The following is a 16,805-nucleotide window of genomic DNA, read 5'->3' as shown; positions in this document are numbered from 1 at the left end:
TATTGTCCATGTGAATATTAAAAAAGAAAAACTTAAATCCTGTTTTTATATCCTGAAATTGTCCCCAGGTACATATACGCGGTAAAGCTGCATCCCAGCCTGTATTTGGTCTGTCTGTAATGGTTGATAACCAAAAATCGCCATGTTTTAATATTTTAAATCTGGTAGATTTATAAAAGATTGCGGAGTGTTCGCCAGCTTGTTTACCATCATCACGACCAATACCTATCCATTTATAACCGGCATTGCATCAGCAAGGATATCAACATGTGGAACTTGCCTTCCTGTGTGCCAAAAACATCGAAATCATTAAACTGGATGATCTTTGCAATTACCGGATAGCGCTCTTTCCAGCCATTACCGTTTAAAGAATCGTCTTTATTGTCATAACGAAGATTATAAGATGCGACGTTTAATTGCTGACCAAAAGTAACTCTGGTTAATAATAAGCAGGTAAGGGTAAGGAAAATAAACCTGAATGCCATTTGTGCTACATTAATTCCAATAGTAGCTTTATATTTACTTAAAAAATAAACGAATATGGAGCGAATTAACATGAGTAAAATTATCCCTGATGGTTATAAATCACTTTTTCCATTAGAAAAATACATATCATCATCTGGTCTAAAACCTGAGCATCTTGATCTGCTCAAAATTAGGGCTTCACAGATTAATGGTTGTGCGTACTGCATAAATATGCATACAAAGGAAGCTAGATCAAGAGGCGAAACAGAAACAAGAATATATATGTTGCAGCAGTGGAAAGAGGTAGATCTTTTTAATGAGGAAGAAAAGGCACTTCTTGCACTTACAGAAGAGGTTACTTTGATTAGCAATCATTTATCAGATCAGACCTATAAAAAAGCGTTGGAAATTTTCGGAGAATCATATTTAGCCAATCTAATCATGGCGATTGTTGCGATAAATGCCTGGAATCGGATTGGAGTTGCAACATTATTGAAGCCCGAATATTAGTAAATAAATTACTTAGGACAATTAACACTAGATAAGTTTAAAGCAGCATTCTATATGTTCTAAATAAATAATGCACTGATAAGCTGATATTTATAAACATTTTTCATAATTGATGGTTTAATAATAAACAAAACTATAACAATATGAAAAAATTAATTTATGTCATGGCAGTTTTTGCAACTGCTTTCGTTTTCCAGGGATGCGGTAACAGTTCTGGTAGCGCAACAGATATGTCAGATACTACAAAAATGGCGACGGGCTCGATGTCTTCCGATACCATGGCGATGTCTATGGAACAAATGGATATTGATTTTGCTAAAAAGGTTGCAGTAGGTGGTATGGCTGAAGTAGCATTTGGAAAAATGGCACAAGAAAAAGGCATGAGTACTAAAGTGAAAGATTTTGGTAAAATGATGGTAACCGACCATAGTAAAGCCAATGAAGAATTGATGGAGATTGCCAAAAAACAGAACATTGCATTGCCAGCTGGATTGGATGAGGATCACATGAAAAAAATGGAAGAACTTAAATCCAAAACAGGAGCTGACTTTGACAAAGCGTATGTAGATGCTATGGTTGGAGGGCATCAGAAAATGCTTGCCCTATTGCAGGATGGCGCTCAGAATTGCAAAGATTCAGCTTTGAAAGACTTTGCGGCGAAAACAGCTCCAGTTGTTAAGAGTCATTTAGATATGATCACAAAAATACAGGCTGGACTTAAATAGTTAATTTCTATTTATTATAGTAAAAGCCCCTTTAATTCAGGGGCTTTTACCATTTGAAGACTACTAAATTTCTTTGTGTAGTAGTTTATTGTAGCTGCTCAATCAAGATTGATTATAGATCAATGTTCTGATTGACCAGGAATTTCAGGAATACCGGGATCGTCTAGAATTTGTACTGTAGTGACTGGGCCTAGCGTCTTCCAGTCCTGCATAACCCAAACAACCTTCTTGTCCCTGGTTACTTCTACCATCTGCGGGCCTTTTCCCTTATCATCACCACGAGATGTAAAAATGGTATTGCCATTGGCCAACCGGGTGCAGGTTTGAGGGGCGGTAGCAAAACGGTATGCCTCTGGTAGGTCTGTTTTGGCATTAAACTCCCATACTGTCTCTCCTTTTTTATTCACTTCAAGTGCCTTTGAATCAGCTTCATTGGTAATCAAAGTGTTACCGTTCTTTAAACGAAGAGCCGACCAAGGCTGTTTGCAGTCGTACCTCCAGATCTCTTTAAAGTCCTTGTCATATTCTACAACATATCCAAGCCCAAAAACAGAAACGAGATAAGTTCCATCGGCCGTAACACGAGCCCGGCGATATTGACCATGGATATTGTTGGGGTTTGGCGGTTGTGAATATGGAAGCTCGTGCTCAACCTCAACAACTCCGGTCTTAATATTGACAACCATCAGCTTGGCCGGTAAACCATTCACAACAAACATTACTTTATCCAGGCCAATTGGCTGACATGTATGAATTTCGGTATGAGTGAGTCCGGGTTTAGGATTACAATCATAGCGCCACACTACCTTCTTATCTGGCGTAATTTCTTCCACGTATTCCATTCGGGAATAAAGGATATTGCCATTTGAAAGCATCCATACATCATCGTATTCATAGCTTGTGCCTGTGGAATAGGTCCAGATTACTTTGCCTTTATTAACCAGGAACATTTTGTCATAGTTTTCGCCTACCAGGAGCATTGGATGTTGTGCCAAACCATTTCCCGGTAGATTTGGAGGTGTTTCTCCATTCGTCCAGTTACCTGCAGTAGTAGGGGTTTCGCCCTTACCAAATTCAGGAACGCCAGGAGAGGTAAAAAGGTGAAGTACATCCATACAAGGTGTTGTTGTGGAAGATATACCTTTAGCCGCTTTGTTGGTTCTATCTTTCTTTTGTGCAGACACAAAATTAGTCAAAACCACCAGCAGCGAAATTGTAAGAATACATTGAGTACGATTCATAATATTTAGCTTATTGATTAGTTAAAATTGTAAATTTCAGGGTTGTTCGATTGAACTATTTTATTTCGTATCGATCATCAATTCTTTGCCCAGGAGCATATCATCATAATTAACAAACCATCCTTTGAGAGGCTTTCCGCCAATAGTAATACGATTGATGTTTTTGCCACCACCCTTTTTGGTAATGGTAAATTTTTTCCCATTACCAAGCTGCATTTCAATTTTATCAAAGACAGGCACTGAAACAATATATTCCGGGTCTGTCGGTGAATAAGGGTAAATGCCCATTGCATTAAATACATACCATCCTGTAAGGGAACCATAGTCGTCCATGCCTGCCAATGCAAAACCTTCCGGGCCCATTCCATAGTAATCTGACAAGAGTTTGGTAAGGATAGCTTGTGACTTTGCTGGTTTGTTTACGAAATAATAAAGATAAGGATAGCCAAAGTCTGGCTGGTTACCCATACAAAATTGTCCAAGGAAGCAGGAAAGATTATCTTTTGCATATCCGCCCCAGGGAATCGAGAAAAGTGAATCTACTTTAAGCTCGAAGTCTTTAGGGCTCTTGTACAGTGCAATAAGTCCCTTGGTATCTTGTGGTGCGAAGAATGATGCCTGCCAGGCATTTGCCTCGCGGTACATGTATTCATAGTAAGGGTAATTAGGTTTAAATGGCGTAACCCATGCTCCGTTCGCCTGGCGACCTCTCATAAATCCCGTCTGGGCATCGAAAACGTTCTTGTAGTTCTGGCTACGTTTCATCATACTGTTGTACGTATCCTTATCTCCCAGGACTTTAGCTACTTGTGCTACCGAGTAGTCCGAATAAGCAAATTCCAGTGTTTTGGTAGTTCCTGCGCTTGCAACAGTTTCAGTTGTTGCATTTGGGACACTTGCTTCTGAAACATAACCAAGTTTTAGATAGTCATCGTTATGGGGTCTGGGTACCCTTACGCCATTACCGGCAGGGGTATTGGCATTATTAAGCATAAGACGGTATGCCTTCTGAATATCGTAATCCCTTACACCGCGCGCATAGGCTCCGGCAATGTAGGATGATGCAAAATCGCCATGAAATGAAGTAGACAGGAATCCTGAGCGCTCTCCAGCAAGAATCATAGATTTAATAACATTGTTGCTAATATCAGGCCTAAACATATTAAGAACAACAAGTTGTGTACGGAAAACATCCCAGAGTCCTGGGCCTGTATAGGTGTCAAATCCAGGGATGGTATCCGCATTTTTACCATCCGCATCGCTCGTGATGCTTGGATACCAGAACTGTCTGTAAAGGCATGAATAAAACATTACTTTTTGCTTTTTTGTTCCACCGGTAACCTGGATTTTTCCAAGGAGTTTTTCCCAGGTATCATCCGCCTCTTTATAAACCTGATTAAAGCTTTTGTTCGCTATTTCTGCATTATAGTTAAATTTTGCACCTTCGGGACTAACACTTGATATCGCAATTTTAACCTCCAATGGTTTGTCAGATTTTTCAAAGCTAATAATAGGAATGTCAATGTTTCCGGTAAGTTTTCTTTGACCTCCTGCACCCTGACCACTACTCGGGATATCGGGCTGGTTTGGATTGCGCTTGTAGATTTCAATGCTTTTGATCTTACTGTTCATTACGGCATAGAAATATAGGTTGCCCTGTCTTCCTGTAACGATGTTATCGCCGCCCTTGTTGAGTTCCCATTTACTGCTACCCCCACCTGAGTGTACAAGGTCGAATGCAAGCTTTTTATCTTGACCGCCTAAATAGGTGTATTTATGGTATGCACATCTTTTGGTAGCGGTAAGCTCTACCTTGATATTGTAACGATCTAATACAACGCTATAATACCCTGGATGTGCCGTTTCGTTGGAATGGAGGTAGGTTGATGCAAAATCATCGGCTGAGAAATTGCTGCCTTCCAGAGGCATAATGGGGATATTAAGTTGTCCCCAATCAGTTCCACTGGTTTGAGCAAAAGCTTTAATTGTTTTTACTTCGTACTCATAACCACTACCACTGCCATAGGTAGTAACGGGAACTGCCTGTACCATACCGAATGGAACGGTAGCTGCCGGCCCTAAAAGGCCATTCCATGTTCGCCAGGGAGCGACGTAGCCGAGCTTAGCAGAGTCTGTCAGAACCGTTGTTCCGATTAACGGGTTTACATAACCTGTTAGACGAATTTTGGTCTGACTATAGATAAAAGTCGGAAAGATGATTCCTGCTAAAATAAAACTTTTTATTTTTTTCATAATTATACTATCTAAAAAAATGGATAGGGATTTAAAATTCACTTTTGCTTTTTACAGTAACACAATATGGTTAGAAAACAGGAACGGTACATCTAGCTTTCGAGCAAATCCAGGCGTTGCGGAATTGGAAGATAAGTTAAGTTTTATAAGAAAAGAGAAAAGGTAAATTCTCATGATTGGAAGTGGTTCATAAATGGGTCAAAATAATTTGGTTAGATTTCAACCCTCAAATTACCAATTTGTAATTATCTGAAAGCAAGTTGTCTATTAAGATTCTACGGAAACGATTGCATGAATTTTATAGCAGAATGAACTGAGGTTGCAGTTTTTTTAAAGGGTCATGAAAAGTTTTTTACCGCCTTGCGTTTAAGGAATTTATTGTTAATGTAATGGATTGCTGCTAAGCAGTATTTAAACATATCTATGTTGTCTTTTACTTAATATCTACATATGATGGCTAATTATAGGCTATTAATTCCTGATAAAATTAAATAATGGATAAATTTTACTTTTAAATACTTCATTATTTAAATAAAATAAATATTTTAGAGATTTTTAGTTGATTTTTCATAAAATATGAACAATATATATGAATAACTATTGTATATTTTATTATTAAATACATTTTTTATATAAAAAATTAGTAATTAATAATATTTTATGTTTTTTATATATTTAAATTGATAAATATCATATTTAAAATAATCTATTTAATTGTAAACAGTAAAATTATTATAATAATAACAGTTTAATTGTATTAAAAATCTTTAAAAATTAAAATAACATGAAAAAAGTAAAATTAATAACGATTCATTAACAGTAATAATTCATTTTTAATGATTTTAATCATATAATTTAAGATTTATTTGAAATTAATTGTATTTTTATATTAAAAATGATATATTTATCGCAGTAAACAAATGAACCACTCAAAAACCAAAATTTGCCTATGACGAAAATTTAACCTATAAAAAAAGCCTCGCTGGGAGGTCGGATTCCCAGTGAGGCAAAACAGTTTTCCATCTTTTAACAATAAAAAACCTTTCAAATGTATAAAAATGTACGTTATAAACTTCCAGTATTTGCCGTAATTTTAATTTCAGGCATTTTCCAATCAAATATCGCAAAAGCTCAGTTTAGTCTTACAGGCCAGCTGCGCACCCGTACTGAAATTCGTGATGGGTATGGGAATCTCACACTATCAGGAGCCAAGAAAGCCGGTTTTACTTCACAGCGAACACGTCTGAATTTCGGCTACAAATGGGATCTCTTAACTTTTGGTGCCAGTGTTCAGGATATAAGGGTGTGGGGAGCAGACGCTTCAACTATATCAACAGCCGATGGCAATCGCTTTATGCTGCACGAAGGCTGGGCAGAACTTACCCTCGCGAACAAGGCAGATACCAATATTAAATTTAAATTAATAGACCAGCTTTCTCTGAAAATCGGAAGACAGGAACTTATCTATGACGATTCCCGATTAATAGGTAACCTGGACTGGCTGCAACAGGCCCGTCAGCATGACATGGCATTATTAAAAGTAATGCACCATGGATGGCAAGTTGATCTGGGCTATGCTTACAATCAAAATTCAGATGCTGCAGGTGTCACCAACACCAATTATGTGCCTGGCAATTTGCCTGCCTATGTAAAGAATAGCTCAGGTATATTAGTCCCGCTACCGGCGGGTCTTGTACCCCTTGCCGCAGGCGGTAGTGCCTCCAATAATAGCTCAAAAACAGGCAATCCTGTGTACAGTAACCCTGTAGGTACCAATGGCGCTACACAAAACTACAAATCATTCACCAGCTTGTACATCAGTAAAAAATTTAAGCAGACAAAGGTTTCGGCATTGTTGTTCAATGACAATTTTGGAAAATATAAATTGGATTCTGCAGGAAGCGCAGCTGTAGGTTATGTTTATGGTCGTCGTTTTTTACCTAGCGCTCCAACAGACACTTATGATTATGGCAGCCGTAGCCGCTACACTTATGGGTTGATGCTCAGCCCAACTTTTGGAAATGCATCGGGTTTTGGTAAAATTGCTATACAGGCCGCTTACTATCAACAATCGGGCAATGACCGGGATGGCAACAGGATGAACGCATTTCATTATACGATAGCCGCTACCTATCAAAAAGGGCTATTTAGTATCACTCCGGGCTATGACGTGCTTTCAGGTTCCAAGCCTGCAGACGTTGCTTCGGGTAAAAACAATTCTTTTGATCCACTTTACGGCACACCACATAAATTCTGGGGCTATATGGATTACTTTTATGCTGGTACCGGTTCACCAAAAGGCGGACTTAATAATCCGTATGTTAAGCTCAAATACACCGCAAATACCTTTGCAATTGGCCTTGATCTTCATTCTTTTAATTTGAATCAGGAGATGAAAAAAGCAGATGGAACTTTTGTAGGCAAAAATCTCGGTAAGGAGGCAGACCTGGTGCTAAACTACACCATGAATAAGTTTACCAATATAGAAATGGGTTATTCCATGATGAAGGCCACTGGTAATATGCCATTTGCAAAAGGTCAGGCTGTAAACGATGTAACAGCTGCCACATTCGACAAGACACCCAAATGGGCTTACCTCATGTTGAAATTTAGTCCCGACTTCTTCTACGCCAAACCTGTAGCCATCAAACAATAATTGTTAAACCCATTAATTGAACTCACATGAATAACTATACCAAAAAATTCGAGAAGCCTATTTTATTAAGCTTATTTTGTATCCTTTTAAGTTTGTGGGCTGCGGCCGCAAATCCCGGAAAAAGAGTTATTAAACTGGGTTTTATACCCCTTACAGATTGCGCCCCATTGGTTATCGCCAAGGAAATGGGCTTTTTTGCTAAATATGGCGTAGACGTACAGCTTTCTAAAGAAGCTTCCTGGGCGGTGATCCGAGATAAGATCCTAAATGGAGAACTTGATGCTGCTCACTGTTTGTTTTCGATGCCTTTTTCTGTTTATACTGGTATTGGCGGCAAAGCAGGGTCTGAAATGAAGATTGCGATGGTCATGTCCAACAACGGACAGGCCATTACCCTATCCAAGGATTTCTGCGGACTGGTGGGCTTCAGGGACATGAAACATGTTGCAGCAGCGATTAAGTCGGTAAAGGCCCGTAAAGAAGTAACTTTTGCGATGACTTTTCCAGGAGGTACACACGATATCTGGCTGAGGAACTGGCTGGCTGCTGCGGGAGTAAACTCCAAATCTGTAGGTATTATCACTATCCCTCCACCACAAATGGTGGCCAATATGAAAGTTGATAATATGGAGGGTTTTAGTGTAGGTGAGCCATGGAACGGTGTTGCTGCCGCGCAAGGCATTGGCTTTACGCAGATCTCCAGTCAGGACATTTGGAAAAACCACCCGGAAAAAGCTCTTGTAGCCAATAAGGCCTTTGCAGAAACCGACAAAGAAGACTTAAAAAATGTGATGAAGGCCATTATTGATGCCTGCAGATGGCTGGATGTAATGGGTAATCGTAAAAAGGCCGCCATTTTGCTGAGTAAGCCCAATTATGTAAATGCACCGATTCAGGTGATCGAAGCCAGACTGGTTGGTTCAACAGATATCGGCTGTGAGTTGGGCGTTCAGAAATATAAGGACGACTATATGTTATTTTATAACAACGGTATTGTCAACACACCTAAACTTGCTTATGGTGTTTGGTTCATGGCCCAATACATGCGCTTTGGTATGATCAATACCGCGCCGGATTATCAGGCTGTAGCAAAAAAACTTATTATGACCGACCTGTTTAACGAGGTAGCAAAAAGTATGAATGTACCGGTGCAGGAAGATATGAAGCCATTTAAAACCAACCTGGAAACTATAATTTTTGATCCGAAAAATCCTGCGGCTTACATCGCCGGAGCTAAAAAATAATTCCTAACGTTATGAAGCAATTACTTTCAGCCAAAACAACCTCTTCCGTCCTATATTTTCTGGCAGGTATATTTATTATGGGCGGCATTTGGGCATTAATTGCCAAACTCACCAAGGGCGAAATACCTGACCCATCATCAACCTGGGTAGTATTTAAAGAAGTGATTAAGCAACCTTTTCAGAATGACCCTGATCAAAAAGGCATTGGTACCAAGCTGTTAAGTTCTTTGGGACGGGTGGGCATTGGTTTCGGATTGGGATCTTTATTTGCTGTTCCCATCGGATTAATGATGGGCAGCAGCAAGATCGCCATGCGAATTCTGAACCCGATGGTACAGATCCTAAAGCCGGTTTCTCCATTGGCATGGTTTCCACTCGGGCTGGCCATTTTCCAGGATTCACCGAAAGCCAGCGTGTTCATGATTTTCATCTGCTGCTTGTGGCCAACACTAATCAACGCCGCCTTCGGCGCATCAAATGTTCCGCAGGACCACAAGAATGTGAGCAAAGCCTTTGGGTTCTCGACCTGGAAATATCTTAATAAAATATTGGTTCCTTTTAGCCTTCCGCATATTATTACCGGACTAAGATTATCAATTGGTATTGCCTGGATGGTCATAGTGGCTGGAGAAATGCTTTCTGGCGGAACGGGACTTGGCAACTTTGTATGGGAAGAAGGTTTCAATGGTGGAAATACCGCTAAAATTCTGGTTGCCATCATTATTATTGGCCTTGTAGGTTCTTTACTGGACCGTTGTTTTACCTGGCTGCAACAGAAGTTTTCCTACGCGCTTTAATGCCTGACCATTTATTAAAATTGTGATTATGAGTACATCAACAACATTTGAAGAAAGCATTACAGAGATGACAGATAGAGTTCTTAGCCAAGCGGCCCAACCAGAGATAAGTATCCGGGTTGATAATGTAACTGTAAGTTTTAAAACTCCAAAAGGGACATATACTGCCGTTAAGGATATCGATTTAACTGTCAATAAAGGAGAAATTGTGGCCTTAATCGGCCATTCCGGCTGCGGAAAATCTACCTTAATGGGTACGATTAGCGGTATGGTTAAGCCCTCAGCTGGCCAGGTCTATGCCAACGATAAAAAAGTAGAAGCTCCAGGACCCGATAGGGGTATTGTGTTTCAGAATTATTCTCTGCTACCATGGCTTACTGTCTATAAAAATATAGAGGTTGCGGTCGAGTCTGCGCTGAAGGATTTATCCTTTGTTGAAAGGAACAAATTGGTAGAAACTAACCTGAGGATGGTTAATCTTTGGGAACATAAGGACAAACTTCCAGGTCAGTTGTCAGGCGGAATGAAGCAAAGGGTAGCTATAGCACGCGCATTTGCGATTAACCCAAAAATTTTATTGCTGGATGAGCCTTTTGGTGCCCTTGATGCCCTTACCAAAAGTTCAATGCACGTGGAGCTGCTTAAGCTCTGGAACCTGGACAATCGTGAGAAAACCATCGTGATGGTAACCCATGATATCGAGGAGGCCATATTCCTGGCAGATAAAGTAGTGGTCATGAACAATGGCCCGGCAGCCACGATCCGGGAAATTGTAGAAGTTCCTTTAAAAAGACCGCGCAACAAGAAAGATATTGTTCACGATCCTAAATATATGGAAATACATGACCGTTTGCTGAGCCTGCTGATTGACAAGTTCTCGATCGATGACGAGCGCTAAGTTTTAAAGGGGTTGTATAAGGGTTTGCCTCTTTCTCAACTCCTATGTAACTCCGGTCAAAATCCTATTTCAATGCCATCCATATAAGAAACGTCCAAGCGCTACCTGCTGCCACTTGCCAGACAGATCAAATGACTTACGAAGAAAACGTAAAAAGAGTTACAAACAAGCTAAAAGCAGGAGAGAGAGTGCGGTACACCTATGAAAATTGAAATATCAATTTCATAGAATGGTTGGTGATTAAGTTTACAGCCGAAATTGTGAACTTAGAATCAGGGGGTGATGTTAGTACATCGCTCCCTGATTCTTTTAATCTTGATGTTAACTAAACTTTTTTAGGAGGCAAGTCAAAAGCTACAGCATCATGCTCAAAGTGACCATTATGGGAGCCATCACAAAAAGGTTTGTTTTTTGAAAGACCGCATCTGCAGATGGAAAGTACAGTTCTTCCCTGTAATCCATATTCATTGCCATTTCTATCCACAATTTCAAAGTCGCCTTCGATCTTAACAGATCCATTATTATTTATTGTAAGTTTTGTCTTAGACATAAAAGTGTTTGTTTTCCTATAAAGCTAAGGGAATACTGATGATCAGAAGAATCAGATGGCTATTTAGATACATTCTGGAAAGTTATAGTTTTTATCCACGCATTGTTAGAATGAATAAAGACTAGGTAAAATCTTTGTCACTTCTTCGTGCTGGAGTTATTCTTGAAAAACATTCGGCTCTTTATGCTGTACCTTAGTAATACTAACATAAAATATTAAATAAATTTAAATATGATACCAGTAAAAGGATACGCGGCACAGGACGCACAAACAAACCTTGCACCATGGGATTTTCAACGTCGCGATGTTGGACCTAATGATGTTCAGTTTGATATTTTATTTTGTGGTGTATGCCACTCAGATCTGCATCAGATTAAAAACGATTGGTTCCCGGGCATTTTTCCAATGGTACCGGGACATGAGATTGTTGGTCGCGTTGTTAAAGTAGGCGCTGATGTAAAGAATTTTAAGGTTGGTGATTTAGCTGGTACTGGCTGTCTGGTCGATTCTTGTCAGGTATGCGAGAATTGTAAAAAAGATCTTGAGCAATATTGCCTGGAAGGTGCCACTGGAACTTATAATGCCATGGAGCGCGATGGCTCTTCGCCAACTTATGGGGGCTATAGCAACTCTATCGTGGTTAAAGAGGAATTTGTTTTGCACATCTCTGATAAATTGGACCTTGCAGCTACTGCACCATTATTGTGTGCCGGTATAACTACCTATTCTCCCTTAAGACATTGGAAAGTTGGTAAAGGACATAAACTTGCTGTATTAGGATTAGGTGGTTTAGGGCACATGGCCGTTAAATTTGGAGTAGCTTTTGGTGCTGAGGTTACTGTTTTAAGTACTTCGCCAAAAAAAGAAGCCGATGCTAAAAAGCTTGGTGCACATAATTTTGTGGTGACCACTGATCCGGAACAGATAAAGGCGGCTAGAGGCAGTTTTGATTTTATTCTGGATACGGTTTCTGCAGAACATGATTTTAACATGTACTTAGGTTTATTGAGAACTGACGGAACCATGATTTGTGTTGGCGTTCCTCCTAAGCCTGCTGAGATTGCTGCGTTTAGTCTTTTGGGTGGTAGAAAGAGTTTAGCCGGATCTGGAATTGGTGGTATAGCAGAGACTCAGGAAATGCTTGATTACTGTGCAGAACACAACATTGTTTCTGATATTGAAATGATTGATATTAAAGATATTGATACCGCCTACGATCGTATGCAGAAGGGCGATGTACGTTATAGGTTTGTAATTGATATTGCTACATTGTAAATACACTGGTTTAGCTATTTTGGAAAGAGGCTAAATGCCTCTTTTTTTATGCAATCTTTTCATGTACCTTCCAAAATGGAAAAAACCCTTCCATTTTGGAAGGGTTGCTTCGTTATGTTAATATTCAAATTTACTGAAATTGGCCTTTACATGGTTTTAGATGCTGATTTGTTTTAATTGGGCATCACCGGGTATACGTTTTGCGGAATTTTATTTAAAAATTAAATATTTAAACTATGTTTCTAATTGTCCTTGGCTTACTGATTGTTGTCGTAAGCTTTTTTATTGCCCGTGGAGATAGCCCACTAACTAAATTCAGTGTCCTAATCCGTGTAGCAGGAGTCGTCTTAATGCTCCTCGGTGCAACTATTTCCATGTTTAAAGTTGTTGATGCAGGCCAGGTTGGCGTTAAAACACTTTATGGTAAAGTAGATGACGATGTATTGTACAGCGGTTTGCACATTGTTAATCCTTTAGTAGAGGTGACTACCTTTGATACCAAGACCCAGAATTATACTATGTCTGCTGTACATGATGAGGGGGTGAAACAAGGTGACGACGCAATCCGGATACTCACATCTGATGGATTGGAAGTTACCATTGATCTTTCGGTGCTTTTTAGTGTTAAACCGCAATCTGCTCCACAAATTCTTAAGGAAATAGGTGAAGATTATTTAGATAAGATCGTACGTCCTATTGCCCGAACAGCGATTCGAGATAATGCAGTGTCCTATGAGGCGGTAGCATTGTATTCTACTAAGAGACAAGAGTTTCAGAGTAAGATATTTGCAACTATCAATCAAAGCTTTAACAAACGTGGATTCGAATTACAGCAGTTGCTGATCAGAAATGTAACCTTGCCCGAGTCGGTAAGAAAGACCATAGAATCTAAGATCAATGCAGAACAGGATGCACAAAAGATGCAGTTTGTATTGCAAAAGGAAAGACAAATGGCCGAAAAGAAGCGTATAGAAGCCCAGGGTATAGCAGATTATCAAAAAATTCTATCAACCGGATTGAGCGATAAGCAACTTCAGTATGAATCTATCCTGGCTCAAAAAGAAATAGCACTCTCGCCGAACACAAAGATTATTATTATGGGTAGTGGTAAAAACCCTATAATTTTGGGGGCTAATTAATACCAAGACGTCAAAATAATTCATTGTATTTCGATATTTGAAGATTAGTAATGAAATAGTACTTTTGCGTTAAGGCGCTACTAAACCATTTTGAAATCTATAACTACTATATATGCTGGTCATTAATAATTTTGAAGAATATCAATCGCATTTGGGCAAAGAACTAGGCCTTTCTAAGTGGCACACTATAGACCAGCCACAGATCAATAAGTTTGCCGATGCAACAATCGATCATCAATGGATTCATGTTGATAAAGAAAGAGCGGAAAGTGAAGGGCCTTTTAAATCAACTATTGCGCATGGCTATTTAACACTTTCCTTAATTCCATACCTGTGGAAACAGATTGCAGATGTACGTAATATAAAAATGGAGATTAACTATGGTATTGAAAGCTTTAAATTCAGTCAGCCTGTGCTGGTTAACGATGAAGTTCAGTTAAAAGCCAAATTAAATTCTATTGTGAATTTACGTGGAGTTACCAAAGTGATTATTGAAGCCACTTTGATTATCAAAGGTCAGGTAAAGCCTGCTTATACCGGAAATGTGATCTTTCTGTATCATTTTATTTAGTAATCAATATTACTGAAAAATATCTTTGCCAGACAAAAACCAAATTAAGTTAACCATTGTTAGCTAGTCGGTTTTGTTTTTAAGGGCTGTAGAAAATTGGAACAAATTAAATGTATCGCTATTCTTGGAGGTGGGCCTAGCGGCCTTTTCCTTTTCAAAAGATTTGTAGACGAAAATAAACATAGTATCAGTGTTACTGTTTTTGAGAAAAAGCAGGTACTTGGATCTGGTATGCCATACAGTAGTGAAGGAGCTAATGAAGAGCATATTACCAATGTTTCGGGTAATGAAATTCCTGAACTGGTTACATCATTACTGGATTGGATGGGTACCGTTCCCCAAGGAACACTTGAGTACTTCAATATTAACCTGGAACAATTTCATGATTTTAAAGTGCTGCCCAGATTGTTATTCGGGCAGTATTTGTCTGCTCAATTTTCGTTGTTAAGGGAGAAAGCAAAGCAACAGGGTATGGATACCTCTTTTTATATGGGTAGTGAGGTTGTAGATATTATAGATGAACCCGACAAGGATATCGTGGTTGTTGAGACTGCGGATGGGAAACAGTATAGTTTTGATCAGGTTATTGTTTGTACCGGGCACAGGTGGCCCTTAAAATATGAGGGTAAAATTGCGGGTTGTTATGATGCACCCTATCCGCCGGCTAAAATTGCTAAACAATTCAATCATACCGTTGCTATTAAAGGATCGTCACTAACGGCTATTGATGCTGTACGGACATTAGCCAGGAATAATGGAACTTTTAGTTATCATGAAGAAGGTAAAGTAACCTTTCAATTGGCAGCAAACTGTCCTGATTTTAAAATGGTTATGCATTCCAGAAATGGGCTGCTGCCCGGAATCCGTTTTCACCTGGAGGATTCACACTTATTAAAGGATTCTGTTTTGTCTAAGGAAGAAGTGAATAGGAACCGGAAAGAAAATGAAGGATTTCTATCGCTCGATTTTATATTTGAGCAGAATTTTAAAGAAGCTTTCAAAGAGAAGCGCCCTCGTTTTTACCAGTTGATCAAAGACATGACCATCGAGGATTTTGTACTACGTGTAATGAAAATGCGGGAGCAAAAAGATGCTTTTCAACTGTTTAAGGAAGAATATTACGAAGCAGAGCGATCTATTGACGAAGAAGAGTCTGTTTATTGGAAGGAAATGCTTGCGGTTCTCAGTTTTGCAATGAATTATCCAGCCAAATATTTTTCTGCAGAAGATATGCAGCGTTTGCAAAAGGTATTGATGCCCTTAATCTCTATTGTAATTGCATTTGTGCCACAAAAATCTGTGGAAGAAATGCTTGCGCTGCATGAGGCTGGCTTGCTGGATATTGTTTCGGTAGGAGAGGATGGTGAAGTTGAACCTCAGGCAGAGGGTGGTATTGTTTATAACTATACCGATAAAGATGGTGTAGAACAGGCTGTGCGATTTAAGGGTTTTATAGATTGTGTGGGACAACCCCATTTATCTTTTGAAGATTTGCCTTACAAAAGCCTAATTGAAAAGGGAACGGTTAGTCCGGCAAAGATCAAATTCTGCGATAATAACAATGGAAAAATGGCCATTGAACAAGCCAACCGGAAAGTAGTGCTAGACAGGACTGCAAACCAGGAAGGCGATTATTACTTAAGGGTTCCTGGAATAACCATAAACGATAGCTTTCAGGTTGTTGATAGCTATGGCGCACTTAATCCGCGAATTTATATTATGGCGGTACCTTATATAGGAGGTTATAATCCAGATTATTCAGGATTGGATTTTTGCGAGGCAGCTTCTGGTTCAATAATTGAAAGCGTATTGTCTACAACGTAATACAATTGTTTTTATGAATACGTCCTTGCAACATATTGCTGAAGACCCAAAACTATTTATGGTTTTACTGGGCTCTAAAGCCAGACATAGAAATGTGGAACAGCATGATTATTTTTTTGGCATTGCACGCTCTTTAAAGGATTTGGTTCCGCAAATGAAAGCATTCTGGCCAGAGGCGGGAGCAAGCTTACATATTGATGGCTGGCGGGAGGTAAATGTAGTAGATGGCTATTCAGTAAACATTCTATTAAAGGAACAACATCCTGTTATGCAGGATAACATCGGTAAGTTGTTCTTTATTAATCTTGGAGGCTACCAATCTGGTAAACTGGAAGAACAACACTATACAGTACTTACAGTACAAGAAGATAGAGCAAAGGCTGTTCAGGAATCTAAGAAGACCATTTTTTTTAAAACAAATTCTATTAAAGGTGCCAATTCTCATATTGATGAAAAATACGGTATAGATGTGGATGATGTTTATAAAATAGAAGAGATCCTGAGTGCTCAATTAAAAAAAATGTATTATATACAGATTACGGAAGGAACTTACATGCCACAAGATTCGATTCATTTGGGCTATTTTAAGCTGGATAAAATTTAAGTGTATGTAATCTAATCTTAAAATACTAATTTGGCATCACCAATTTAATTCGG

At 39.1% G+C, this 16,805-nt stretch carries 15 protein-coding genes; 11 read left to right on the top strand and 4 right to left on the bottom strand.

Annotated features, from left to right (window positions below; translation table 11 throughout):
- Positions 1–233: 233 nt before the first annotated feature.
- Positions 234–557: a hypothetical protein gene (locus ACVWYN_RS13415; protein ID WP_457289377.1), complete on the bottom strand. Its 324-nt coding sequence runs from the start codon at positions 555–557 to the stop codon at positions 234–236.
- Here ACVWYN_RS13415 and ACVWYN_RS13410 point away from each other — a divergent pair.
- Both ACVWYN_RS13410 and ACVWYN_RS13405 read left to right on the top strand, forming a co-directional pair.
- On the top strand, positions 556–975 hold the full coding sequence (locus ACVWYN_RS13410; protein ID WP_457289376.1) for a carboxymuconolactone decarboxylase family protein: 420 nt from the start codon (positions 556–558) through the stop codon (positions 973–975). The genes ACVWYN_RS13415 and ACVWYN_RS13410 overlap by 2 nt on opposite strands.
- Before the next feature lie 143 nt (positions 976–1,118).
- Complete coding sequence (locus ACVWYN_RS13405; RefSeq protein ID WP_457289375.1) at positions 1,119–1,700, top strand: DUF4142 domain-containing protein; 582 nt, start codon at positions 1,119–1,121, stop codon at positions 1,698–1,700.
- A gap of 119 nt (positions 1,701–1,819) precedes the next feature.
- Here the strand turns inward: ACVWYN_RS13405 and ACVWYN_RS13400 are convergent, their stop codons facing one another.
- Together ACVWYN_RS13400 and ACVWYN_RS13395 are read right to left on the bottom strand one after the other, a co-directional pair.
- On the bottom strand, positions 1,820–2,941 hold the full coding sequence (locus tag ACVWYN_RS13400) for a beta-propeller domain-containing protein (protein WP_457289374.1): 1,122 nt from the start codon (positions 2,939–2,941) through the stop codon (positions 1,820–1,822).
- A 60-nt stretch (positions 2,942–3,001) separates the two neighbouring features.
- Positions 3,002–5,194 carry a GH92 family glycosyl hydrolase gene (locus ACVWYN_RS13395; protein ID WP_457289373.1) on the bottom strand — a complete coding sequence of 731 codons (2,193 nt, stop codon included), beginning with the start codon at positions 5,192–5,194 and terminating at the stop codon, positions 3,002–3,004.
- Positions 5,195–6,242: 1,048 nt separating this feature from the next.
- Between ACVWYN_RS13395 and ACVWYN_RS13390 the strand changes: the two genes are divergently transcribed.
- Genes ACVWYN_RS13390 through ACVWYN_RS13375 form a run of 4 tightly spaced genes read left to right on the top strand, consistent with a single transcriptional unit; the run spans position 6,243 to position 10,789 of the window.
- Entirely contained in the window at positions 6,243–7,850 is a 1,608-nt protein-coding gene (locus ACVWYN_RS13390; RefSeq protein ID WP_457289372.1) for an alginate export family protein, read from the top strand.
- Positions 7,851–7,876: 26 nt separating this feature from the next.
- Positions 7,877–9,094 (top strand): CmpA/NrtA family ABC transporter substrate-binding protein, encoded by a 1,218-nt coding sequence (locus ACVWYN_RS13385; protein ID WP_457289371.1) that lies wholly within the window; start codon positions 7,877–7,879, stop codon positions 9,092–9,094.
- An 11-nt stretch (positions 9,095–9,105) separates the two neighbouring features.
- Positions 9,106–9,891 carry an ABC transporter permease gene (locus tag ACVWYN_RS13380; RefSeq protein WP_457289370.1) on the top strand — a complete coding sequence of 262 codons (786 nt, stop codon included), beginning with the start codon at positions 9,106–9,108 and terminating at the stop codon, positions 9,889–9,891.
- A gap of 28 nt (positions 9,892–9,919) precedes the next feature.
- A complete protein-coding gene (locus tag ACVWYN_RS13375) occupies positions 9,920–10,789 on the top strand; it encodes an ABC transporter ATP-binding protein (protein ID WP_457289369.1) in 870 nt (289 codons plus the stop codon).
- A 325-nt stretch (positions 10,790–11,114) separates the two neighbouring features.
- Here ACVWYN_RS13375 and ACVWYN_RS13370 read toward each other — a convergent pair whose 3' ends face one another.
- Positions 11,115–11,339: a CDGSH iron-sulfur domain-containing protein gene (locus ACVWYN_RS13370; protein ID WP_457289368.1), complete on the bottom strand. Its 225-nt coding sequence runs from the start codon at positions 11,337–11,339 to the stop codon at positions 11,115–11,117.
- A 231-nt stretch (positions 11,340–11,570) separates the two neighbouring features.
- Here ACVWYN_RS13370 and ACVWYN_RS13365 point away from each other — a divergent pair, with 231 nt between their 5' ends.
- The 5 genes from ACVWYN_RS13365 (at position 11,571) to ACVWYN_RS13345 (ending at position 16,752) form a co-directional block, all read left to right on the top strand.
- Positions 11,571–12,614, top strand: coding sequence for an NAD(P)-dependent alcohol dehydrogenase (locus ACVWYN_RS13365; protein WP_457289367.1), 1,044 nt, complete (start codon positions 11,571–11,573; stop codon positions 12,612–12,614).
- A 236-nt stretch (positions 12,615–12,850) separates the two neighbouring features.
- Complete coding sequence (locus ACVWYN_RS13360) at positions 12,851–13,753, top strand: prohibitin family protein (protein ID WP_457289366.1); 903 nt, start codon at positions 12,851–12,853, stop codon at positions 13,751–13,753.
- A 112-nt stretch (positions 13,754–13,865) separates the two neighbouring features.
- A complete protein-coding gene (locus ACVWYN_RS13355; protein WP_457289365.1) occupies positions 13,866–14,324 on the top strand; it encodes a MaoC family dehydratase in 459 nt (152 codons plus the stop codon).
- Between the two features lie 96 nt (positions 14,325–14,420).
- The gene (locus tag ACVWYN_RS13350; protein ID WP_457289364.1) at positions 14,421–16,148 is read left to right on the top strand and encodes an FAD/NAD(P)-binding protein; all 1,728 of its coding nucleotides are present in this window, start codon (positions 14,421–14,423) and stop codon (positions 16,146–16,148) included.
- Positions 16,149–16,161: 13 nt separating this feature from the next.
- Positions 16,162–16,752 (top strand): DUF1543 domain-containing protein, encoded by a 591-nt coding sequence (locus ACVWYN_RS13345; RefSeq protein WP_457289363.1) that lies wholly within the window; start codon positions 16,162–16,164, stop codon positions 16,750–16,752.
- The last annotated feature ends 53 nt before the right edge of the window (positions 16,753–16,805 follow it).

The sequence above is a fragment of the Pedobacter sp. UYP24 genome (assembly GCF_054057295.1).
The sequence above is the reverse complement of the archived record's forward strand: the minus strand, read 5'-3'. Positions and strand labels throughout refer to the sequence as shown.